Below are 22,515 nucleotides of genomic sequence, written 5' to 3' on the forward strand. Positions count from 1 at the left end.
TTTTTATCTCCTCTTTCCAGCGATAAAATAAACGATTGGACCGACAATATTAATGAAAATAATGACGAGAGCCCAAACCCACTTCGGTCCTTTCGGCTCATCATTTTTAGCCAAATCAATTAACGCAATGACCATTAAAATTAATTGCAGTATAAATAACGGTGCAAGAATTGCTAAATTCTCTTGAATAATTTTTAACCCTTCCATTTGATCTCCCATCCTTTTGCTGATAGATTCTATAATTCTCTAAACTGCATGGCTTGGTGAGTGAAAACTGTTCAAAGAATTGCGCAGACTGTTCAAAGCTGCGTGTTGACCGTTCAAAGAATTGCGCAGACTGTTCAAAGCTGCGTGTTGACCGTTCAAAGAATTACGCAGACTGTTCAAAGAAGCATGTTGACCGTTCAAAGAATTAAGCAGACTGTTCAAAGAAGCATGTTGACCGTTCAAAATATGCGCAGACTGTTCAAAAAAAGCACATCACCGCTCATGCAAACCAACACCTTCACTCAAGCAACGGACTGAACCGCTATAATATACGTACGGTTAATCATTCAAAAAGGTTTCAAGTCATTCTATTGAACTTTTAATGTAATATTTAACATAAAAAAAGATAGCCAATACTAGTATCGACTATCATTCCTCTATTCATAACTTATATTTTATTTAAATCAGATATTAATTTTTCAAGCATGTTCAATACGATGCGTTGCTTTTTTACAGGCATTCTAGCAAGCTCGCGAAACCGTTCGTTGAATTGTTTGTTGCGTATGATGAAATCTATGAGTTGGATAATGTTTTCATCTTGTTGTGAAACTTCTTCTTCCAATGAATAAATGCGTTCAATTTCCCGAAGAACGTGTTCTTTCGTGATTGATCGTCCAATGAGTTGATCAAGGGAAATTTCGAAAAGTTCACTTAGCTTGATTAACATATGTAAGTCGGGCTGCGCTGATTGGTTTTCCCATTTGGCAATCATTGAACGAGAGACATTCAGAGCGTCTGCGACATATTGTTGTGTCCAGTTATTCTGTTCGCGAAAATATCGGATATTTGCTGCTAAATTGAATGGCATTTACACACACGCTTTCCGTTTAAGAAGTAACGGTAACAACCGCTTGATCAAGCAACCAGGATACTGGAAACATACGTTATATCTCATCATGCTATCACTAAAAAAAACGGAAAGGGAGGCAGTTCGTGTTCTTATTCTTCACAATGGAGAAATTGTTCTAAATAAGAACAAAAAGTCATGAAAAAAGAGCCACTGATTGGTTGTTCCGTCAATGACTCTATATACAGGTTATCCACAATAGAAATGGGATTTATTTAGCTATTAACAGACTTATTCACATTATCCATAAGCAAGAGCGTATGTTCTTGTGAATAAAAGGAGTTGAAAAAACAGGCATTCACAGAGTTACTCACAATTTGTGGACAGTTGTGGATAACTTAGTTGTTTTTGATCAGAAAATCATTTCAGAATACCGATGGACTGATTTATACAACTAAAAGATTAAGATATGCACCTAAGTCAGCGGGATATACGGCCAAGCCGGTGTGATATGAACCCAAATTGGAAGGATATGTGCCCAACCCGATGGGATATGCTCCCAAGTCGGCAGGATATACACCCAAGTCAGCGAGATATGAGCCCAGTCGCAAAGATATGCCCAAACTGATGGTATATTAGCTTAATCAAAATTATATACACTCAAACCGGTGAGATATGCTCCCAACTCAAAAGGATATGCTCCCTAACTGGTAAGATATGCGCTCATATCGATGAGATATGCACCCAATTGAAAGTACATGCCCAGCCCGGTGGGATATGTGTCTAAACTGGTGAGATATGCTCCCAAGTTAAAAGGATATGCGCCAAAACTCGAGAGATATGCAGCCAAGTCGGCGGGATATGCACCTAAACCAATGGGATATGCTCCCAAGTCAAAAGGATATACTCCCAAACCGACGAAATATGCACCCCATTCTATAAAATATGCGCCCACCCTACATATATACGTCAATAAGTACGTGCCAGGTCATTTACTTAAGCCTCCAACTCATCCACAACAAGTTGTTCTCGCTCGTTCATAAACAATAGATAGGCCTCTTTATGAATGGCGTACAGTTTGTAACGTTTATTCCCCTGGTTGATCTTTTCATAAACGTGTGGAAAAGTGTCATTGGCAATAACGGCGTATGGTATTTTATTCATGGCTGCGATGGACCGGGCATTCAATTGATTAACTTTCAAAAATACTAGGTCGATGTCGTGCTCGACGAACAGTTCATATAAAAATTGTTCCTTGGCGTATTGATTATAGCCTTTTCCGAAAAAAGGTTTTCCTAGCCATGTGGCCAAAAATCCAGCGCGATCCTCAATATCATATAAAGTAATCGCACCGATCGGGCTACTCCAATCATCCAAAATTGTTCTTGATATTAACTCGCCGTTATCTTCTTGCTGGGCAAACCGGTTCATCAGGAAATAATAGGCTTCTAATGAATCAGCTTTTTCGCGGACATACGGTTTTACCGCTTGATCATTCAATAGGGGGAAGAGAATGTGTGCGTCTTGTGGCTCACGTTTTTTAAGCATAATAAAACACCCTCCATTTTTATGAGGGTGTTAAAGAAAAACGGCCCACGTGTGGCGTTCGTTTCACCCTCGAATTTTTATCTGCTACAACAAAAATTCGGGGTGGGAATCGAACCCACTAGAACCGCAATATACTAAGCGGTGGCGCACCATTTGCCTTCCCTATTTCTCTAAAAAAATCATACACTTTTTTTGGCCATTTGCCAATCGTTTTTTATGTCGAAAAAGCAATTTTTTTATGAGAAACAAACTCATCTATAAATATTATCAAGTGCGCGATCTAGTGAACGATATTTAAACGAATAACCACTATCCTGCAGCTTTCTTGGCAGAACATATTGCCCTTTCAAAATTAAATCACTCATATCTCCTAATGCGACACGAACAGGGGTGGAAGGGATGGATAGCCATGTTGGACGATTCAATGTCTCGGCCAATTCTTTGCCGAAATCTTTATTTCGTTTCGGTTTAGGTGCCGTAAAATTAACAGGCCCTGATACGGCTTTATTTTGAATAATCCACTCGATTGCCAGTACGACGTCCTGAATATGAATCCATGACATCCATTGTTCTCCAGAACCTACTTTTCCGCCAACCATCATTTGATAAGGTAATGCGAATAATGGAAGTACACCGTTGTTTCGATCAAGAATCAGTCCAAATCTTGTGAGCACGGTTCGAATGCCAAGTGCTTCGGCTGCCTGGGCCTCAGCTTCCCAAACATCACAAACTTCCGCCAAAAAGTCGCGTCCAGCTACAATCGTATTTTCTGTAAAAATTTTTTCAGTCGATGTTCCGTAATAACCGATTGCTGAAGCGTTAATATATACTTCAGGCTTCGTTTTCAATGTATCCATAATGCGAATGAATTCTCTCGTTGTTGTCATGCGACTTTCCAAAATCGAACGCTTTCTTTCTTCCGTCCATCGACCACTGTTTAGTGATTCACCAGCTAAATTGATACAAACATCAACTTGCTGAATAGGTATTTCTGGTTGGCTATCAGGCGTTAACCATTCGATGTATTTTACATAAGGTTCATCTTTATATTTTTCTGGGTGACGCGTCAGCACAAAAATCATATTTTCCGGATTACGAAAGTGATCAATTAATCGTCTGCCGACAAATCCGGTACCACCAGCAATCATGATTCTCAAGTGGAAGTCCCTCCTATCGTGTACTATAATGGAAGTAATTTAAAATGAGGTGTCAATATGATCGTCAGTCGGATAACAACGCAAAAGAAGAATAAAAACCGATATAATGTTTTTATAAAAACGAATGAAGTAGAATCTTTCGGATTTGGCGTTCATGAGGACTTGCTAATCCGACATGCCATTCGAAAAGGGATGGAAATTTCCCAGTCCGAAATGGATGAAATCAAAAAACAAGATGCAATCCACCAATACTATACCCTTTCCATCAATTATTTAAGCTACAGAATGCGAGCAGAGTCTGAAATGGTTGATTATTTAGTGAAAAAGGAAGCGACAGAAGAGGAAATCGCTTTTGTGATGGAAAAATTAATTCGTGAGAAATTGATTGATGATGTAGCCTTTAGTGAAGCATATGTTCAAACGAAAATAAACACAACAAGTAAAGGGCCAAATAAAATTAAACAAGAATTGATGCAGAAAAAGATTTCGCCTGCTACGATTGACGATGCAATGGAAAAGTACTCAAAAGAAATAGAAGTCGAAAAAGCAGCCAAACTATTACAGAAAAAGATTCGTTCTTCCAATAGAGAGTCATTCCGTACGCAATTGAACAAAGCGAAGCAATCGATGTTGCAGCAAGGGTACCAAATGGATGCTATCCAAATGGCAGTCGAAGAAATCGATTTGGAAAAAGACGAAGATGCAGAAAAAGAAGCTCTCTACCATCAAGGTGAGAAAATATGGATGAAACAAGCACGTAAGCATGAAGGCGGCATGCTGATTCAGAAAGTGAAAGCATCTCTTTATCAAAAAGGCTTTCAAGGCGATTTGATTGAACAGTTTATCGATGAAAAAATGAATGAAGAAGTAGAATCCTAAAAAGGAAGTGGTAAGAATGGAAAGAAGATACAGTGAATACACAATCCCGGAGTTGCGTTCAGAGATTGGCCGGTTGAAGGCGAAAGCACAAAATGCCGAACAGCTCGGTATGGTTAACGAATTTGAAGTGTATCAACGAAAAATGGTAATGGCCGAAGCTTATATGATGGACCCGAAGGATTACAGTAAAGGCGATGTGTACGAGCTAGAAGGCGCAGTGGGAGAGACGTTTACGATTAGCTACTTGAAAGGCGTCTTTGCTTGGGGTACGAGAAGAAGTGTTGATGGAGATATTATTGATGAAGAAGAAGCTCTTCCAATCTCCTTATTGAAAAACAAAATTGAACTGTATTAGTTCAAAACAAGGCTGCCTCGAAATACAATCGCCAGGCAGCCTTGCTTTAAGATAGAACGTCTAATTTTTTCTGTAGTTTTTCTTCGGAATAAACCCAGCCAGTATACGAAGTCAGGATATTATAAAACTTATCCAACGTAACGACTGCAACGAACGGATAATGACCTTTTGACCGGTACCGTAAGTCGATGAAGCGGATTTCTATATAATCATCGTGGCGATCAATTTCATAACGATAAACCGGTGAAAAGTTGACGAAAGCTTGCACGTTTTTATCGAGTAATGCAGCATTCATCTCAGCAGTTTCAGGTAACGGTTTCCGATCGAAAATATCGAGAATTTCAATATGGCCATCGACACTATCAGCAATGAAAAATTGATTATCTGCAACGACGGCAATCCGCCACCAATTATGCTTGATCGTCGGCTGCGTAATAATTCTTTCAATGTTTTTATCGTGAAAATGCCGTTTTAAAATATCAACAATTTCTTTTTTGTCCAAGTATCTTTTAATGTGATACAGAATGTTGATGAAAAAGACAATCGTAAATGTATAAATAGGATTTGCTCCGAGCAACCAGGCGAAAATGCCTGCAACGAATAGATAGAAAATAAACGGATCGAATGTATTGATAAAGCCCATTGCTAACCATTTATGACTAAACGGCCTGAGCGCTTGTGTGCCGTACGCATTGAAAATATCGACCGTCACGTGTAAAAGGATAGCGAGCATCGTCCAGAGCCATAAATGAAGATAAGAAATCTCCGGCATAAAGAACAGAATAGGAAGTGAAACGAAAAAGCTCCAGAAAATGAGCATGGGCGGTGAGTGAGAAGAACCACGATGGTGCCGAATATACGTTGCATTGTCTTTTAATTTAAAAATTGTATCGAAGTCGGGGGCGATTGAGCCAATGACAACCCCAAAAAACGTGGCAGTAAATAAACTCGGATCGACTTCAACGACCGGGTCTAATACGGAGAGACCACTTAATGCGACCCCCATCGTCAAGTGAGTTGCAGTATCCAACTGTGCACCTCCTTACAATTATTTATTTATGTAAACATAAAGAATGGTGAGTGAATCATGAATAACGCGTCAACCACTTATATACCCGAAAATTTTGATAAATATTCATTTCAGCAAGACCTAATTAACTGGTACCAAAGCATCCGGAGAGAGCTCCCCTGGCGAGAAAACCAAGATCCGTATCGAATATGGGTCTCTGAAATCATGCTACAGCAAACGCGTGTTGATACGGTAATTCCCTACTTTAATCAGTTCATGGAACGCTTTCCAACTGTTAAAGACTTAGCCAATGCAGATGAACAAGATGTGTTAAAAGCATGGGAAGGTCTTGGTTATTATTCACGCGCTAGAAATTTACATACAGCAGTAAAAGAAGTCGTTGCTACATATGATGGCCAAATTCCATCAGAGTCATCCGAACTGAAAAAATTGAAGGGGATAGGTCCATATACGTTAGGAGCAATCATGAGCATCGCTTTTGATGAGCCAATCCCTGCTGTTGATGGTAATGTGATGCGTGTTATGTCGCGGATATTTGAGATGTATGATAATATTGCCGACCAAAAATCGAAGAAAAAATTTGAACAAGTCGTAGAAGCGGTTATTTCAAAAGAGGATCCGTCATCCTTTAATCAAGGATTGATGGAACTCGGTGCTTTAATTTGCTCGCCGAAAAAACCAAAATGCAATGAATGCCCTGTTTCATACTATTGTACGGCATTCTCAAAAGGTATCCAAGAAGAACTGCCTGTTAAAACAAAAGCGAAAAAACAACGAACGATTGCTTATTTCGCGATGGTGATTGAAGCTGATGGACAGTACCTAATTCAAAAGCGACCAGCACAAGGACTGCTCGCAAATTTATGGCAATTTCCCTTGGTCGAGCAAGCTGAGTTTCCGAAAGATGAAGCCATCCACTATATCGAATTGGAATACGGTTTGAATCTCGAAATGATTCATGAAGGTAAGCCGGTGAAACACGTATTCAGCCATGTCATATGGGTAGTCTACCCAATTTTTTGCCGCGTTTCGGACGGAGATATTTCAACAGATCACGGGCAATTTGTTACTTTGGAAGATATGGACCAATATCCACTCTCAAAAGTTCAGCATAAAATAAAACAACAAATTGCCACCACTTAAAAATAGCTTTGCTACTTGTATTAATTGACAGTAAAATTCGATGGATAACCTCCGCAAAGATTGGACAAAGTAATCATTGCGGAGGTGATATAAATGGCTAAAAACAAACGTCAGCCAAACGAAACTGCTGCAGGAACAAATATCAAAAAGGTGCAGAAGCAAAATCAATCTGCTCAAGGAAACCAATTTGCAGAAGAATTTGCTAGTGAGACGGATGCTCAGGAAGTACGTCGTCGAAACAAGCAATCTGAACAAAAAAAGTAAAATAGTAATGATGCGACCAGTCGTGCGAACAAGCGCGGCTGGTTTTTTAAACATTTTGGTGGTCAGTGTGACGTTTATCGTCAGTTAAGAGCGTTGTATCGACAGTCAGCGGTTGTTTATCAATAGTTAAGAGCGTTGTATCGACAGTCAGCGGTTGTTTATCAATAGTTAGGCGCGTCGTATCAACAGTCAGCGCTCGTTTATCGACAGTTAGACGTGCTGTATCAACAGTCAGCGCTCGTTTATCGACAGTTAGGCGTGCTGTATCAACAGTGAGCGTTCGTTTATCGACAGTTAGGTGCGCTTTTTCAACAGTTAGCGCTCGTTTATCGACAGTTAGACGTGCTGTATCAACAGTTAGCGCTCGTTTATCAACAGTCAGGCGCGCTGTATCGACAGTGAGCGTTCGTTTATCGACAGTTAGGCGCGCTGTATCAACAGGGAGCGCTCATTTATCGACAGTTAGGCGCACCGTATCAACAGTCAGCGCTTGTTTATCAACAGTTAGGAGCGTCATATCAACAGTCAGCAAGCATTTATCAACAATTACCAACAATAAATTGTACATACGAAGCGGCACCTCACAACGAACGCATCTTAATCGCTATGGTGTATGTCCTGTGTTACAATTAATTCAAAATAAATTTTGAAACGTAATTGTGAGGAAAGTAGGTATATCATGAAGAACCCAAAGGCTGGTGAAGTTATTGAAATTCAGAGTTACAAACATAATGGCGCCATCCACCGGGTTTGGGAAGAAACGACTGTCTTAAAGAGTACTTCTTCAATGTTAATCGGAGCGAACGATCGGGTGTTGGTGACAGAAAATGATGGTCGGACTTGGTTTACGCGCGAACCAGCGATTGCTTATTTTACGGCGAATTATTGGTTTAATGTTATTTGTATGTTACGAAATGACGGTGTCCATTATTACTCGAATATCGGCTCGCCTTACGTACTCGATGAAGGCGCAGTTAAATATATCGACTATGACTTGGACATAAAGGTTTTTCCGGATATGACTTACAAAATATTGGACGAAGACGAATTTATCGAACATAAACAGTTAATGAATTATCCGGTAGTACTTGAACGGATTTTGTACAAGCAGTTAGGTATTTTGGAACAATGGATTCTACAACGGAAAGGTCCCTTTGCACCTGATTTTACAGAACGTTGGTATGAACAGTACTTGACTTATTAAAGTGTGCAATAATAAAGACGCTACAGGCTGCTGAATCGTAATAAAGGCAGTCTTTTTTTGAAAAATATCATGATATTAAAAACAAATCATTGTTTTGAACTGACAAGCAGGTGAAGACATGGATAGTATTAAGAGGTATTTGGCTTTTGTGAAGCCATATAAATGGAAAATTTTCTTTACAATCTTAATTGGCATAGTGAAATTCAGTATCCCACTGTTGATGCCGTTAATTATTAAATATGTTATTGACGATATTGTTGGTGCGGAAGCATTAAGTAATAGTGAAAAGGTAGACAAACTGCTTTGGACGATGGGAATTGCATTCTTCTTATTCTTAATTATACGTCCGCCTGTTGAATATTTCCGTCAATACTACGCCCAGTGGGTAAGCAGTAAAATCTTATATGATATTCGAAATACATTATTCGATCATATTCAGCGGTTGAGTTTGAACTTTTATTCCAGAACGAAAACTGGAGAGATTATTTCTCGAGTAATTCACGACGTTGAACAGACGAAAACGTTTATCATGACAGGGCTCATGAATTTGTGGTTGGACATGGTGACCATCCTAATTGCGATTGGTATTATGATCTGGCTTGATCCATTGTTGACATTAGTCGCAATCGTTTTGTTCCCTGTGTACGGATTTTCGGTAAAATACTTTTACTCACGTTTACGTAACTTAACACGAGAACGGTCACAAGCACTCGCTGAAGTGCAAGGTCATTTGACTGAGCGTGTACAAGGAATGCCAGTCGTACGAGGCTTTGCGTTGGAAGATCATGAACAAAAACAATTTGATGATCGAAATGCTAACTATTTAAACCGCGCATTAGCGTTTACAAGTTGGAATGCGAAATCTTATTCAGTAACGCATACGATTACAGATTTGGCACCACTATTGTTACTCGCTGTCGGTGGGTATTTTGTCATCGATGGAAACGTATCGCTCGGTACATTGGTTGCCTTTACAGCATATATGGACCGTGTATATAATCCACTTCGACGATTAGTCAACTCTTCGACCCAATTGACGCAAGCACATGCTTCGATGGACCGGGTATTTGAATTCATGGATGAAGAATATGACATTACCGATGAACCGAATGCCAAACCAATGCAAGCTGTCAAAGGTGATGTTCATTTTGAAAATGTATCATTTAAATATAATCCAAATGAGTCATACGCACTTAAAAATATCGATCTAAAAGTCGCTGAAGGCGAGACAGTTGCTTTAGTCGGAATGAGTGGGGGAGGAAAGTCAACGCTTGTCAGCTTGATCCCTCGATTTTACGATCCAAGTCTTGGGAAAATTACGATTGATGGAATAGATATTACAAAGGTACAAGCACGAACGTTGCGTGACCAAATTGGACTCGTTCTCCAAGACACGATTTTATTCAGTGATTCTGTTGCGACAAATATTCGAATGGGAAATCCTGATGCAACTGATGAAGAAGTGATTGAAGCGGCTAAAGCTGCGAATGCACACGACTTTATCATGGAACTTCCAGAAGGTTATAATACGCTTGTTGGAGAACGTGGTGTCAAACTATCCGGGGGTCAAAAACAACGTGTGGCGATTGCACGTGTCTTTTTGAAAAACCCACCACTTCTTGTGTTGGATGAAGCGACATCCGCACTTGATTTGGAAAGTGAACACTTAATTCAAGAGGCGATGAACAAGCTAGCCCACGACCGCACGACATTTATCGTGGCTCACCGTTTATCAACGATCACTCATGCGGATCGGATTATATTAATTGAAGATGGACAAATCAAAGAACAAGGTAGTCATGATCAACTCATGCGTCGAAAAGGAATTTATTATAACCTTTATCAAGTACAGGAATTGGATGATGAAGGGAAACTGACGAAAAATAAAGTGAGAAATATTCGATAGAGTACTTCAAGAAAGCTAACAGGTTTTGTCCAAAAGTTAGAATAACCTACAAATAAGAGGTCTAAGCCACGTACGGCTTGGACCTCTATTTTTTGCCGTTACAAGTGTTTTCATGACCAGTAGGAATGCGAGATTTAGTCAATCGACTGAAAAATTTACTAAGTTCTTTGCAGGTAAATAGAGGGTTTCTGATAAAATGGATATAACATTTAATTGAAATGTTCATTAAACGTTGCCAGCTGATAAAAAAATTTAAAGGAAAGAGGTGATATTTTGCTAGAAGATAAACCTAAATGTATTGAATGTGGTAAAGAGATTGAAGCTGAGGACGATGTTTTTGTAAAAATGCGCTACCCAAAGCGTAAGGGTTTCACTGAAATAAAAGCCTATTTAAGTAACGAGGGTAAATTTATTTGTGAAAGCTGTTTTAATAAAGATTCTAATTTAAAAAGATAAATTAACGAATAGATAAGGTGGGGGTAAAATGAATAAATACATCGCAGCAATATATACTTGTTCAGGGTTTATTATTATAGCTTTATCTGGTATTGGAAAAATACTTATGATCGGTTTACCAGAATTCTATGTGAACCAGGAAGAAAGTAGCATAATACCCTTAATAACATTTATAGCCGGCGTAATTACAGCTTTAATTGGACTATCTTTTTATATAATGAAATTACTTACCTATGAAATTAGAAAATAGACAATCTTGCTCAACTATAAAATAGTAATGACAAAGCAGGTGTTGGTCATGTCAAAAAGTTATGTCGTAGTTACATATGATGTTTGTGAACATAATGATTTATACGAAGATATGAATGAATATATTTTAGATTCTTCTGCCGGTATGGAAGAGCAAGTAAAAGGGTTTGCTGAACAAGATATTGCTCCCTTAGTCAAAGTTTACGAGACGGCTTCAAGTGATTTCGGGGAATTAACACTGTATAAGGAATATAAATTCAAGGAATTTGAGTGTGATTGTGAACAGTAGCCAGCTATTCTAAATCGGAGAAACCAAGTGAATAAGTGTTTTCTTACGAATGAATGATATTCTGGAAACAACTATGTATGTTTTTCGTATTGTTAAATAAAGTGTAAACTCCCAACTGATACGGGAGTTTTTTATTCTGTACCCTAAACCCGAATAAATCTCCCAGTTTTTCTTTTGACCGATTGAACTAGCGTATATTTTGTAGAAACGATAACAATACAGCTGCAATATAAAGTTTATTTTCAGAAATGATTGAATTCATGATATAGTATGGGAAAAGCTTACATAAGGAAGAGCGATATGTCATTTCATAAATCAATTCTTGAGATTAGTATATTTCGTACGCTGACAGTGATTGCTGTGCTTTTGTTATTCGGTGGGTTGGTGATTTCAGCATTTGGGCATGCTTTTTTATTGTTGTTTTTGGCAATACTCATTGTTGCTATATATGGGCTAGGGAAATTTTATGAAAAGCATGTGGATGACTTTTTGGAGGTTACGGTTGCACAAAGACAACAACGGGTCGATCCAGGGGATACCGGTTCAATTGAAGTGGTCATTCGGCAGAAGGGTATTTTGCCATTACTGATGGCGAAAATTTCAATGGAAATGGATCATGCCATTGAGTTAAGTGGGGGTAAGATGCATCGACGTCGAGAACGAACATTTATCGAAAAGCCATTCAGCCTTCAATTTTGGGAAGAAAAAACGATCGAATTTCCTTATACGGCTAGACAGCGTGGCGTATCACAAATCCGATCGCTAGAAATCATTTTACCGAATCCCTTTAATCTGAATCAGATCTATTTAAAGCTGGACGATTTGAATTTAACAGAAGTCGTTGTTTTTCCAAAGAAAAAAGCTGTCCATCATTTGCAAAACGTACAGCCAAAAGGGAAAGGCGAACATGTAACACAGCAATCGTTATATATCGATCGATCTCGAAACATCGGTACGAGACCGTATGAATTTGGTGATCCTTTTAATCAAATCCATTGGAAAGCAAGTGCAAGAACAGGTGAATTTCACGTGAAAGTCGACGAACAGTCAGTCATTTATCACGGATGTTTCTAATCAATGTGAAATTAACACGTAACAACAGAGAAGCGTTTGAAGAAATGGTTGAACAAGTTGCATACTTGTCGATGGATGCGGCGAAAAAAGGAATTCCTTACTCCTTATATATAAATATTTTATCGATGAATCGCGTACCGTTTATTCACCAGGCTGAAGGAAAAGGGGAGAAACATCTCGGGAATACACTTGAGCTGTTGGCAAGAATTCAAGGTGGGACCTTTACCGTTCCGTTTGAAAATATGTTGAATCAAATTATTCTCAAAGAACCATTGGCGACAGATGTAATTCAAGGCGGGATGAATCTTCCAGATTACGACTATTATTATAGCTTGTTCGAACATAAAGGATCACGTGTCCACCACTTGCAGACTGACAGAGCCCAAGAAGAGGGGGTGGCTGCGGATGGATCATTTGCCTAATCGTTATGTTCAATTTTATCAATACATATTAGAGCTGTTCCCGATATGGATTGTTATTTATTTTTTTCATATGCTAAATAATCTTGGTGCATCACTGATTTCATTTTTCTGCTTGGCTATAGTAGCTTATGGAGTCAGTACGCTTGCTTTTTTGAAGTCAGGAAAACCGTTGATTGCTTTCGGTCCAATCCTCGCAGCAGGTCTGGCGTTTCTATTCGGCTATCATTATGTGCTAGTAATAGTCATGGCCATTGTTTTGTTCGTTCGAATCGAATCTCATTTACTGAAACCCGATCAAGACCATGAAGAAAAGATTCTTATCAGTACGTTAGTGATGAGCGTTGCGGCATATGAATTCAGTAACGGGACTCCATATGCGGATAACTACTTACTAATAGCGGCTGTCTTTTTGTTTACGTTTTTACTTGGACGGTTTCTGCTTTATTATTTCAGCGACCCGGACGGCGCGAACAATGTCGGCAAAAAGAAAACGATTTGGTTTCTCGGTATTGGATTTTTGTTGTTTGTCGGCACCTATTCGTTGTCAACCCTATTTCCGTACATACGTTTACTCTTTGGATATGTTTTTTATGGGGTACTCATCGCTCTTGCTTGGATTTATTCGCCAATTATGCAGCTGACTGAGTATATTAATATCGAACCACCGGAGCTTGAATCTATAGAAAGTAATCCAGAATTTGTGACAGGACCCGAACAACAACGAACAGAAACAACGATGATAGGTGCGTACATCGAATGGTTTTTATATGGCGTCGGTGGGTTGATTATCTTACTCCTTCTATTTTTATTTTTAAGGTACCGAAGAAATTTGGCGCGCGAGGATGCATCGCAGAAAGAACAAACAATTACGGTGAAGAGAAATCGTACAACGGAGCATCGTTTTTGGAAGGGTAATCGTCATCAAGTACCAAAAAATCCTATTCGAAAAATGTACTATCGACTGGAGAAATGGGCTGCAGATCAAAACGTCGGTCGTTATCGTGATGAAACGATTGATGAGTGGCTCGACAGGCAACAAATCTATGGACATGAACGCCAGGAAGTCATCGAGCGTTATGAGACAATACGTTATGCCGAAAAAGATGACGAGAGCAAAGCAAAATCGTTTCAAGATAACATTTCACTATTGAAGCAGATGCTAAAAAGCAAGAAGGAGAGCAACAATGAATAAATGGTCAATCTATCAAGGTGGCGTCGGCATTGTTTTAATCATAAGCGCTGTAATTTTTAACCATATGGAAGTTGATCTCCATTACCAAATCGGTGATTCGATGGGGATGGTTACGTCTCCATTGTTAGTTATGACAGGTTTTCTTTTCATTAGCGGACTCATGTGCTTGTTCTTTCTTTTTCAAATAAAGAAGAGCCGGACGTTTTTACAACATCCGGCGTGGAAAAAAATGCTTCCTATTATATTTGCTTGGTTTACGATATCGTTTATCGCTTTCATTTTTGCTTTTCAAAACGATTCATTGACAGAATTTTTTGATTCTCGTGTTAGTTTTTATGCATTGCTGTATTACTTCACGTTTTTATGGCAATTATTATTAATTACTTTTGTTCATAAATTTTCGGGTCCAACGACTTCAGTGGAAAAGCAAGTTGAATATTCATATTTAATGAACCTAGCGTTAATGCTATTGCTTATCTTACTCGTTTAATAGAGTTCATGATCAGATGCTTTCTTCAAGTAACTTTTCATCAACATTTTGCAATGCATCATTTCTTCATGATAATCATATAACATCGACGCAAGCGGGATTAACTTCAACCGCGCTTCCTCGTCACCTTCATCATAATAATTGATCAACTCTACGATTAACCCCTTCACATCTGGGGTCGAAACACTATGGAGCGGATCGGTATCCTTTGAGCGGATCCGGCCTTGATACATCAGCATCAATTTCTCATGTGTATGCATCACTTTATCGACTTCTTTTAAAATTCGTCTACTGATGTCTTTCGAAATATGCTCAATGTCATAATCCAATCGGTGTAAAGTCGTCAACAAATCATACGATTTACGGGATAGAGAGATGAGCGAGCGGAATATGACTAACTTTCTTGCTCGTTCAATACCTCTAGATCGCGAATATGTCCGTTCTTCTGAAAATAATAAATACGTATTCTCTAATTGCCACAGTTCCGTGTTTAGCGTTTCAATTTCTTTTTTAAGAGCAGGCTGATCGGCTAGATGCCTTGTCGTTACACGAATCCATTGCAATAGGTCCGAAGTCAGCTCACTGATCTGATTAAATAATTGGATTTCATATTTTGGTGGTAAGAAAGCTAAATTCACTAGGAATGCGGAAAAAATACCGATTAGAATTGTCGTAAATCGAATTCCTGCAAACTCTAAGTATACGACATCCGCAGAATACATCATCAATGCGAGAAGCGCAATGATGGCAATGAATGTCGTATCTTCTTTCATTTTGAAAAAAGTACATATGCCTATGACAACCACAATACCTATACCAATTAGGAATGGGGCATTCCCTGCTGTCAGTACGATAATGATTGCAATTCCAGAACCTAAAATATTCGCTTGAATTTGTTCTGCCATCGTTTGAAAAGAACGATAGATGGAGGGCTGTAGTGACGTTGCTGCCGCAATTGTCCCAGCAAAGAATCCAGCCTCAAAACCAATCAAGGTGGCGATATACATCGTGATCATAATAGCTACGCCTGTCTTGAATGCACGTGCGCCTAGTTTCATTGAATCAACCTCCAATTCTTTTCAAACACCCTTGTCCAGAAATTACTCTGAGATGTAATGAATATCGAATCTCTTCCTATCTTATAACAATCTACTACCTATCACAATCTGATATGCAACAAAAAAAGAAGTGTCCGCACAAATTGCGAACACTTCAATCTGGCAAAACCAGAAAGGAAGGGAGTTTTCATAACATCGTTCCTATAATAAGGGGTAATCCAATAATTCTGAATTATCTATATATTAACACATTAAATGAAAAAAACAAGGCTCTTTTTGCTTTTTTGGAAAACTTTTTTAGGTTTGCTTGTTAAACAAGCGGTTGTATAGCAACTCTTCCATTCTTCACAGTAAAGGTGCGGTGCTTCAGTGTTAATCTGTTCTTCTTCAATGTAAATTTACAAAGGTTCAGTGTTAATCAACATCGCTTCAGTGTTAATTCGCAGTGCTTCAGTGTTAATCAGCAAATCTTCAGTGTAAACTCGCAATGCTTCAGTGTTAGCGATTTGACTTGTATGATTGCTGAAGATTGATTTCAAACGGGTTAGTCGAACCGGGTTTAAAAAGAGTGCTTTTCGCTACATATAAAATTATACAAGGCTAGAATTTTGCCATTTCTGCAAAGCTTTCATCAACCGCTCGTAACGTTTTTTCTATATCTTCATCTGTGTGAGCAATCGTTAAGAACCAAGCTTCATATTTTGATGGTGCAAGGTTGATGCCTCGATCCAACATCAACTTGAAAAATCGAGAAAACATTTCGCCATCAGTATTTTCTGCTTGATCATAATTTGTAATTTCTTCATCGGTAAAGAAAACTGTAAAAGCTCCTTTTAACCGATTAATTTTTACCGGTAGACCATGTTTATTGGCACTTTCTAAAATACCTTCTTCTAACGTTTCGCCCATTGCATCTAACCGTTCATAATTCACAGGATCATTCAACACCTCAAGACATGCAATTCCTGCAGCCATCGAAGCAGGATTTCCAGCCATTGTTCCTGCTTGGTACGCAGGTCCGAGTGGGGCGACTTGTTCCATAATATCCGCTCGTCCACCATAAGCACCGATTGGTAGTCCGCCCCCAATAATTTTACCCATGGCAATCATATCTGCGTTTACACCTACTAAGTCCTGTGCACTTCCATAATGAAAGCGGAAAGCAGTAATGACTTCATCAAAAATTAATAAACTACCGTTCTCATGTGTTAGCTCCTTCACTTTTTCCAAGAAACCGACAGCAGGTTCAACAATACCGAAATTACCGACAATCGGTTCCACTAGTACCCCGGCCACTTCATCGCCGAATCGTTCTAATGCATCACGGAAAGCTTCCACATCATTAAATGGAACGGTAATTACTTCTTGGGCGATACTTTGAGGTACACCAGCAGAATCAGGTGTTCCTAACGTAGCTGGACCAGAACCTGCAGCGACCAACACTAAGTCAGAGTGACCGTGATAACAACCGGCAAATTTTATGATCTTCGTTCGATTCGTATAAGCACGAGCAACTCGGATTGTTGTCATAACCGCTTCCGTACCAGAGTTTACAAAGCGTACTTTGTCTAATGTAGGAATTGCATCTTTTAACATTCTCGCAAATTGGTTCTCCAATTTTGTCGGCGTGCCGTATAACACACCATTATAGGCAGCTTCAGAAATCGCCTCAGCAATATGTGGATGTGCATGTCCGGTAATAATCGGGCCATAAGCACCTAAATAATCGATGTATTCATTCCCATCAACATCCCAGAAATGACTGCCTTTCGCTTTTTCCATAAATACAGGAGTTCCGCCACCAACCCCTTTATATGCACGTGATGGCGAGTTAACACCACCAAGGATTAAATCATTTGCTTCTTCATAAAGTTTTTCAGATGTAGTTCGATTCACAACAACATTCCTCCTAAAAGATTCTCGTTAACCATTCTAGCATAACGATTTGCGAACATCTTTTGAAGAGAAACTTCATATAATAAAGCACTAACGAAGAAGTTGGTGATTACATGGACCGTTTTTTCGCTATCCTAATCATTCTAATTATTATCAGTAGCTTATTTGTATTCGTAAAAAACTATCAAGATGTGCGTGGAGCTTTTTCGAAGGAGTTATTCACCTCATTTATAGCTATTTATTTCATATTAATGCTCGGATTTGCTTTGCTCTATTTTTTGCTATCTGAAGCGGGGTTTTCACTGCTCGTCAATCAGCCGCTCCAATCCGGAACGTCCTTCGAGCGGTTTTTTCATTCGGTCTACTTTAGTGGTGTCACACTGATGACTGTCGGTTATGGTGATGTAACACCAATTGGCATCGGTAAACCGATTGCATTATTTGAAGCGATGATTGGGTATTTGCTCCCTGCAGCATTTTTGTACAAGCTCCTTGGTTAGTCGCCAAGATGCAACTTATTTCCCGGGAAATTTCCCAAATTTTATGGAGGATTGTCGAACGAATGGAAAAGCTGAGTAGAAAGGCATAAATATTTGTCACTGTCAGAAAACTTCGGTAATCTTATAGTACAAATAATCATAAAGGGGATGTTCTCATGACAGTCGAAGTAGGACAAACAGCGCCTGATTTTACACTACCAGCCAGTAACGGAGAATCCGTCAGTTTATCGGATTATCGCGGAAAATTCGTTGTTTTATATTTTTATCCGAAAGATATGACGCCGGGATGTACGACGCAAGCGTGTGATTTCAGAGATCAATATGAAAAATTCAATGAGTTAGATGCCGTCATCTTAGGTGTGAGTCCGGACCCAGTTGAAAGACATAACAAATTTATTGAAAAACATGAGTTGCCGTTTCTGTTACTTGCAGACGAAGATCATCAAGTTGCAGAAACGTATGATGTTTGGAAATTGAAAAAGAACTTCGGAAGAGAATATGAAGGAATTGAACGTTCCACTTTCATCATTGATCGTGAAGGTAATCTAGTGAAGGAGTTCCGAAAAGTTAGAGTAAAAGATCACGTAGAAGAAGCATTACAATATATCGAAAACAATTTGCAATAAGTCGAGCCAGTTAAAGGAGCAAGATCGATATGAAGGTACTAACGACATTTAAAACGAAAGCAGTCATTAAAGAGGATATGGAAAAAACCTTCCCTAAAGTGAACTTTTCATGGAAGGAATCAATCGAAAAAGCAGAACCAGAATTGCATGAAGCTGAAGTGCTCATCACCTATGGTGTGGATTTGACTGAAGAACATATTGAGAAAGCAAACAAGTTGAAGTGGATCATGGTCGTCTCAGCTGGTGTTGATGACATGCCGTTAGAAAAGATTGCCGAGAAAGGTATTTCCGTGACAAACGCACGAGGAATCTCAGCGGGACCTATGGGTGAATATGCAATTGCAATGTTGCTACAAGTTGAACGAAAAGCGAAGGAACTTTATGAAAAGGAAAAAGCTCATGAATGGTCACGAGCTGTAAAAATGGTTGAGATCTCTGGGAAAACAATGCTTATTGCGGGAACCGGTGCGATTGGCCAGGAAGTCGCACGTTTGGCAAAAGCTTTTCACATGAAAACAATCGGTATATCAAAAAGTGGCCGTTCGAAAGAACATTTTGATGAAACATACACAATCGAGGAACTGAACACACAGTTAGGAAGAGCTGATTATGTAATCAATGTTTTGCCGGCAACAACAGAGACAGAGAAAGTGTTCGGCACTGAACAGTTCGATGCAATGCATAACGAAGCTATATTTCTGAATATGGGTCGTGGAACAACAGTAGATGAAAAAGAGTTAATCGATGCGTTAAAACAAGAAAAAATACAGCATGCGATATTGGATGTAATGGAAGAAGAGCCACTCAATGAACATAGTCCACTGTGGAGTTTAGAAAACACAACGATTACACCACATTTATCCGGGATTTCTAGACATTATCAACCGAGGGGTTTTGAAATCTTTAAGAAGAACTTAGATGCTTACTTAAAAAATGAAAAATTTCCGCTCAATCAAATCGACGCTCGAAAGGGGTATTAATATGCGCATATATACACGCTCAGGGGATAAAGGTGAAACGTCCTTAATTTATGGAAAACGAGTTCCGAAAAATGATGTACGGGTTGAAGCTTATGGAACCTGTGATGAAACAAACTCAATGGTTGGATTGGCACTTAGTCAGTTGGCCAATGAAACATGGAAAGGGAAGCAGGAAGTAATTGATGCACTTCATAGAGTGCAAACGATTTTGTTTCACGTCGGTGCAGAACTTGCAACACCAAGTGATAAAGAGGTTATGTGGAAATTAAAACAAGAACATATCGATCAGTTAGAAACAACGATTGATCGCTGGGATCAAGATCTTGAAGAATTGAAAAACTTTATTCTGCCATCTGGTCATCCAGCAGCTGCGAGCTTACATGTTGCACGAACAATTGCCCGTCGTGCAGAGCGTGTTACGATATCGATGGGTGATGACTTGACTAATCCACTCGTACAGTCTTATTTGAACCGTCTTTCTGACTTTTTGTTTGTAGCAGCTAGGTATGTAAATCATCATTTAGGCGGCGAAGAGCTACCTTTGCATACAGACATTTAAGAAATGCCCAGCGAAATAGGGATTTATCTTAGTAATCCGATTCTTTTTTAATGAATGAATGACTTAGCTTATTTAGAAAGAATACAATTTAATTGACAACTATAGCATTCGCTTAGTAAACTAAATTATAAGCATTCTAATGTAAGAATATTATTATTTAGGAAAGCGAGGTGCATGACGGTGCCTGAGCAAAGATTACAAGAAGCATTAACAACCTTAAAGAAATCAGGTGTTCGTATTACACCACAGCGTCATGCAGTGTTGGAATACTTGATGCAATCCATGAAGCACCCAACTGCAGATGAAATTTATAAAGCATTGGAAGACAAATTTCCGAACATGAGCGTTGCGACCGTCTATAATAATCTTCGCGTTTTTTTAGATATCGGACTTGTTCGAGAATTAACATATGGAGATTCTTCCAGTCGATTCGATTGTAACACTTCGGATCATTACCACATTATTTGTGATGAGTGTGGTAAGATTGTAGATTTCCATTACCCTTCATTGAATGAAGTGGAACAACTTGCTGAACAGGTGACAGGATTTGATGTATCCAATCACCGTTTGGAAGTTTATGGCACTTGTGAAGATTGCCAACAGATGGCAAAGCATTAATAAACAGTAACAAAAAAGGGGCTAATCGATTAGCCCTTTTTCATATACACGGAAATGAGATTGATTTTGTTATGATTGATCTTGTTGTTCTTTCCAATATTTTTTGGAATTGTACTTCTCATCAAATTCTTTGCCCTCAAGGTTCCGGTCGAATGTGAGAGGCTGCTTGCAATGCATGCAGGCATCGACTCGTCCGAGCATCTTAGTCGGTTTACCACATTCCGGACATTCAATCGGGATGGCTTTCGTGGATAACATACCAATCCATAAGTAAATAACGGTACTCAATCCAATGGCGATCAGACCAAGAATCATGAAAGTGACTAATAACCATTCAATATTTCTAAAATAAAGTCCAATATACATAATGATCATTCCGGCAAAGATGAGCCCTAAAGCTACTGTCCGGATTTTATTAATTTTACTACTGTATTTTAACCCCATGGTGAACCTCCTTCTTTCCATAAGAATTATAGCATATCTGTCCCACAACTTGTTAATAGAAGAGTGAACATTCAAGAGATTGTCGAAAAGATAGAAAAACTAAAAAAGGTTTCGTTTTGTAACTGACTTGTATAAAATGAAAGTATCTACCATTATTGATAAAATATTCTAATAAAACATAAAAGCATTGAGGGGGATTATATTGAAGGGTACGTGGAAATGGCTTCTACCAATCTTGATTGTTGTAATAATTGCTACTGGTACATACTACTGGATGAACGAAAACATCTTAAATGAGAGCTCTGAGGCTGAGCCGGAAGTAGAAAAAGAGATTGAGCAAGCAAGGGAACAAGCAAAACAAGACGTAACAGAAGAAGAAATCGAAGAATATAAAGAAGAAGGAAAAAACCCGTTTGGACAAAAACGAACACAAAGTGAATTGTCTGAAGCGTATTATCAAGAGTACATTCATGGCATGTCGCACCAGAAGGTAAAAGCCAATAAAAAATGGGGTTTTTATTTAATAACACAGGAAAGAATTGAATGGTTATTGAATGGACTGGACGAAGTAGACATCGATAATGAAGACATCTATCGAGATATATTGACTCGATGGTCTAATGGAGATTTTTCACAAGCTGATGAGGATCATAATACAATATGGCGGATGCAAAATGGAACTGTCGGTGAAGCTTATGGCATTTTAAGTGAGGCTGAAGAAGCGGCATATATTGAGCAAGTGAGAGAAGGATCAATAGAAGGACGTTGAATGATGAAATAGTAATTGCGGTTAATCAGCTATCAAGCGGTTTTAATTAAAACACTCTCGGCCGGACAACTAGCAACTAAACGGGGGTGATTCGAAAAAATAAAAAAAGATGAGAGCACCTATTGACTTCCATAAATACTCCATGCTATATTTATAAGCGTCGCAAAAAACAGCTAAATAAGTCACTAATACAAATTCAAAAAAGCATTGACGCAAACTTGAATGCGTGTTACATTTATAAAGTCGCTGTTTTGAGGCGAAGATATACGAAGAACATTTCGAACCTTGAAAACTAAACAAAATAGCCTGAAGTCAATTCGGTTTCTTTCTTATTGATTGGGAAAGAAACAAAC

At 38.8% G+C, this 22,515-nt stretch carries 28 protein-coding genes; 19 read left to right on the forward strand and 9 right to left on the reverse strand.

The genetic code is table 11. The features are described 5' to 3' along the window. Window positions 1–3: 3 nt before the first annotated feature. From KC820_RS09900 to KC820_RS09915, 4 genes are all read right to left on the reverse strand, one after another. Complete coding sequence (locus KC820_RS09900) at window positions 4–219, reverse strand: PLD nuclease N-terminal domain-containing protein (RefSeq protein ID WP_236782614.1); 216 nt, start codon at window positions 217–219, stop codon at window positions 4–6. A 436-nt stretch (window positions 220–655) separates the two neighbouring features. Further along, on the reverse strand, window positions 656–1,075 hold the full coding sequence (locus tag KC820_RS09905) for a helix-turn-helix domain-containing protein (protein WP_144162201.1): 420 nt from the start codon (window positions 1,073–1,075) through the stop codon (window positions 656–658). 975 nt (window positions 1,076–2,050) lie between these two features. After that, window positions 2,051–2,602 carry a GNAT family N-acetyltransferase gene (locus tag KC820_RS09910; protein ID WP_212370630.1) on the reverse strand — a complete coding sequence of 184 codons (552 nt, stop codon included), beginning with the start codon at window positions 2,600–2,602 and terminating at the stop codon, window positions 2,051–2,053. A gap of 251 nt (window positions 2,603–2,853) precedes the next feature. Continuing rightward, window positions 2,854–3,750, reverse strand: a complete 897-nt coding sequence (locus KC820_RS09915) for a TIGR01777 family oxidoreductase (RefSeq protein WP_236782618.1) — start codon at window positions 3,748–3,750, stop codon at window positions 2,854–2,856. Between the two features lie 66 nt (window positions 3,751–3,816). Between KC820_RS09915 and recX the strand changes: the two genes are divergently transcribed. Both recX and KC820_RS09925 read left to right on the forward strand, forming a co-directional pair. Then, window positions 3,817–4,638, forward strand: coding sequence for a recombination regulator RecX (gene recX / locus KC820_RS09920; RefSeq protein ID WP_212370633.1), 822 nt, complete (start codon window positions 3,817–3,819; stop codon window positions 4,636–4,638). A 16-nt stretch (window positions 4,639–4,654) separates the two neighbouring features. Beyond that, on the forward strand, window positions 4,655–4,993 hold the full coding sequence (locus tag KC820_RS09925) for a YfhH family protein (RefSeq protein ID WP_144088173.1): 339 nt from the start codon (window positions 4,655–4,657) through the stop codon (window positions 4,991–4,993). Window positions 4,994–5,039: 46 nt separating this feature from the next. On the opposite strand, the gene KC820_RS09930 is transcribed toward KC820_RS09925, so the two are convergent. Next, the gene (locus tag KC820_RS09930; protein ID WP_212370635.1) at window positions 5,040–6,023 is read right to left on the reverse strand and encodes a metal-dependent hydrolase; all 984 of its coding nucleotides are present in this window, start codon (window positions 6,021–6,023) and stop codon (window positions 5,040–5,042) included. 57 nt (window positions 6,024–6,080) lie between these two features. Between KC820_RS09930 and mutY the strand changes: the two genes are divergently transcribed. The 11 genes from mutY (at window position 6,081) to KC820_RS09985 (ending at window position 14,712) form a co-directional block, all read left to right on the forward strand. Next, window positions 6,081–7,166 carry an A/G-specific adenine glycosylase gene (gene mutY / locus KC820_RS09935; RefSeq protein WP_212370637.1) on the forward strand — a complete coding sequence of 362 codons (1,086 nt, stop codon included), beginning with the start codon at window positions 6,081–6,083 and terminating at the stop codon, window positions 7,164–7,166. Between the two features lie 93 nt (window positions 7,167–7,259). Then, a complete protein-coding gene (locus KC820_RS09940) occupies window positions 7,260–7,430 on the forward strand; it encodes a gamma-type small acid-soluble spore protein (RefSeq protein WP_144088170.1) in 171 nt (56 codons plus the stop codon). A gap of 679 nt (window positions 7,431–8,109) precedes the next feature. Beyond that, a complete protein-coding gene (ntdP, locus tag KC820_RS09945) occupies window positions 8,110–8,634 on the forward strand; it encodes a nucleoside tri-diphosphate phosphatase (RefSeq protein WP_144088169.1) in 525 nt (174 codons plus the stop codon). Between the two features lie 118 nt (window positions 8,635–8,752). Continuing rightward, window positions 8,753–10,540: an ABC transporter ATP-binding protein gene (locus KC820_RS09950; RefSeq protein ID WP_212370639.1), complete on the forward strand. Its 1,788-nt coding sequence runs from the start codon at window positions 8,753–8,755 to the stop codon at window positions 10,538–10,540. 273 nt (window positions 10,541–10,813) lie between these two features. Beyond that, window positions 10,814–10,996 (forward strand): Fe3+ hydroxamate ABC transporter substrate-binding protein, encoded by a 183-nt coding sequence (locus KC820_RS09955; protein ID WP_212370641.1) that lies wholly within the window; start codon window positions 10,814–10,816, stop codon window positions 10,994–10,996. Window positions 10,997–11,024: 28 nt separating this feature from the next. Then, the gene (locus tag KC820_RS09960; RefSeq protein WP_144088166.1) at window positions 11,025–11,246 is read left to right on the forward strand and encodes a hypothetical protein; all 222 of its coding nucleotides are present in this window, start codon (window positions 11,025–11,027) and stop codon (window positions 11,244–11,246) included. Between the two features lie 48 nt (window positions 11,247–11,294). Beyond that, window positions 11,295–11,534, forward strand: a complete 240-nt coding sequence (locus tag KC820_RS09965) for a hypothetical protein (protein WP_212370643.1) — start codon at window positions 11,295–11,297, stop codon at window positions 11,532–11,534. Between the two features lie 300 nt (window positions 11,535–11,834). Continuing rightward, window positions 11,835–12,608 carry a DUF58 domain-containing protein gene (locus KC820_RS09970; protein WP_212370645.1) on the forward strand — a complete coding sequence of 258 codons (774 nt, stop codon included), beginning with the start codon at window positions 11,835–11,837 and terminating at the stop codon, window positions 12,606–12,608. A gap of 44 nt (window positions 12,609–12,652) precedes the next feature. Further along, window positions 12,653–13,030: a hypothetical protein gene (locus KC820_RS09975; RefSeq protein ID WP_212370647.1), complete on the forward strand. Its 378-nt coding sequence runs from the start codon at window positions 12,653–12,655 to the stop codon at window positions 13,028–13,030. Continuing rightward, entirely contained in the window at window positions 13,014–14,222 is a 1,209-nt protein-coding gene (locus KC820_RS09980) for an MFS transporter (protein WP_212370648.1), read from the forward strand. Before KC820_RS09975 ends, KC820_RS09980 begins: the two co-directional genes overlap by 17 nt. Beyond that, window positions 14,215–14,712, forward strand: a complete 498-nt coding sequence (locus KC820_RS09985; RefSeq protein ID WP_212370649.1) for a hypothetical protein — start codon at window positions 14,215–14,217, stop codon at window positions 14,710–14,712. Before KC820_RS09980 ends, KC820_RS09985 begins: the two co-directional genes overlap by 8 nt. On the opposite strand, the gene KC820_RS09990 is transcribed toward KC820_RS09985, so the two are convergent. The 3 genes from KC820_RS09990 to KC820_RS10000 all read right to left on the reverse strand — a co-directional run bounded on the left by KC820_RS09990 (window position 14,709) and on the right by KC820_RS10000 (window position 17,666). Then, window positions 14,709–15,770, reverse strand: a complete 1,062-nt coding sequence (locus tag KC820_RS09990; protein ID WP_212370650.1) for an FUSC family protein — start codon at window positions 15,768–15,770, stop codon at window positions 14,709–14,711. The genes KC820_RS09985 and KC820_RS09990 overlap by 4 nt on opposite strands. A 398-nt stretch (window positions 15,771–16,168) precedes the next feature. After that, entirely contained in the window at window positions 16,169–16,309 is a 141-nt protein-coding gene (locus KC820_RS09995; RefSeq protein ID WP_212370651.1) for a hypothetical protein, read from the reverse strand. Window positions 16,310–16,370: 61 nt separating this feature from the next. Beyond that, window positions 16,371–17,666 (reverse strand): glutamate-1-semialdehyde 2,1-aminomutase, encoded by a 1,296-nt coding sequence (locus KC820_RS10000; RefSeq protein WP_212370652.1) that lies wholly within the window; start codon window positions 17,664–17,666, stop codon window positions 16,371–16,373. A 113-nt stretch (window positions 17,667–17,779) separates the two neighbouring features. Here KC820_RS10000 and KC820_RS10005 point away from each other — a divergent pair, with 113 nt between their 5' ends. The 5 genes from KC820_RS10005 (at window position 17,780) to perR (ending at window position 20,949) form a co-directional block, all read left to right on the forward strand. Further along, on the forward strand, window positions 17,780–18,166 hold the full coding sequence (locus KC820_RS10005; protein ID WP_144088159.1) for a potassium channel family protein: 387 nt from the start codon (window positions 17,780–17,782) through the stop codon (window positions 18,164–18,166). 155 nt (window positions 18,167–18,321) lie between these two features. Next, complete coding sequence (gene bcp / locus KC820_RS10010; RefSeq protein ID WP_212370654.1) at window positions 18,322–18,792, forward strand: thioredoxin-dependent thiol peroxidase; 471 nt, start codon at window positions 18,322–18,324, stop codon at window positions 18,790–18,792. Between the two features lie 29 nt (window positions 18,793–18,821). Continuing rightward, entirely contained in the window at window positions 18,822–19,772 is a 951-nt protein-coding gene (locus KC820_RS10015) for a D-2-hydroxyacid dehydrogenase (RefSeq protein ID WP_212370655.1), read from the forward strand. Window position 19,773: 1 nt separating this feature from the next. Beyond that, entirely contained in the window at window positions 19,774–20,331 is a 558-nt protein-coding gene (locus KC820_RS10020; protein ID WP_212370657.1) for a cob(I)yrinic acid a,c-diamide adenosyltransferase, read from the forward strand. Between the two features lie 174 nt (window positions 20,332–20,505). Continuing rightward, entirely contained in the window at window positions 20,506–20,949 is a 444-nt protein-coding gene (gene perR, locus KC820_RS10025; RefSeq protein WP_212370665.1) for a peroxide-responsive transcriptional repressor PerR, read from the forward strand. 69 nt (window positions 20,950–21,018) lie between these two features. Here the strand turns inward: perR and KC820_RS10030 are convergent, their stop codons facing one another. Next, complete coding sequence (locus KC820_RS10030; protein ID WP_212370667.1) at window positions 21,019–21,393, reverse strand: YgzB family protein; 375 nt, start codon at window positions 21,391–21,393, stop codon at window positions 21,019–21,021. A gap of 202 nt (window positions 21,394–21,595) precedes the next feature. Between KC820_RS10030 and KC820_RS10035 the strand changes: the two genes are divergently transcribed. Continuing rightward, window positions 21,596–22,162, forward strand: coding sequence for a DUF6241 domain-containing protein (locus KC820_RS10035; protein ID WP_212370669.1), 567 nt, complete (start codon window positions 21,596–21,598; stop codon window positions 22,160–22,162). Window positions 22,163–22,515 lie beyond the last annotated feature (353 nt).

The sequence above is a fragment of the Allobacillus saliphilus genome (assembly GCF_018138385.1).
Lineage (GTDB): Bacteria > Bacillota > Bacilli > Bacillales > Alkalibacillaceae > Allobacillus > Allobacillus saliphilus.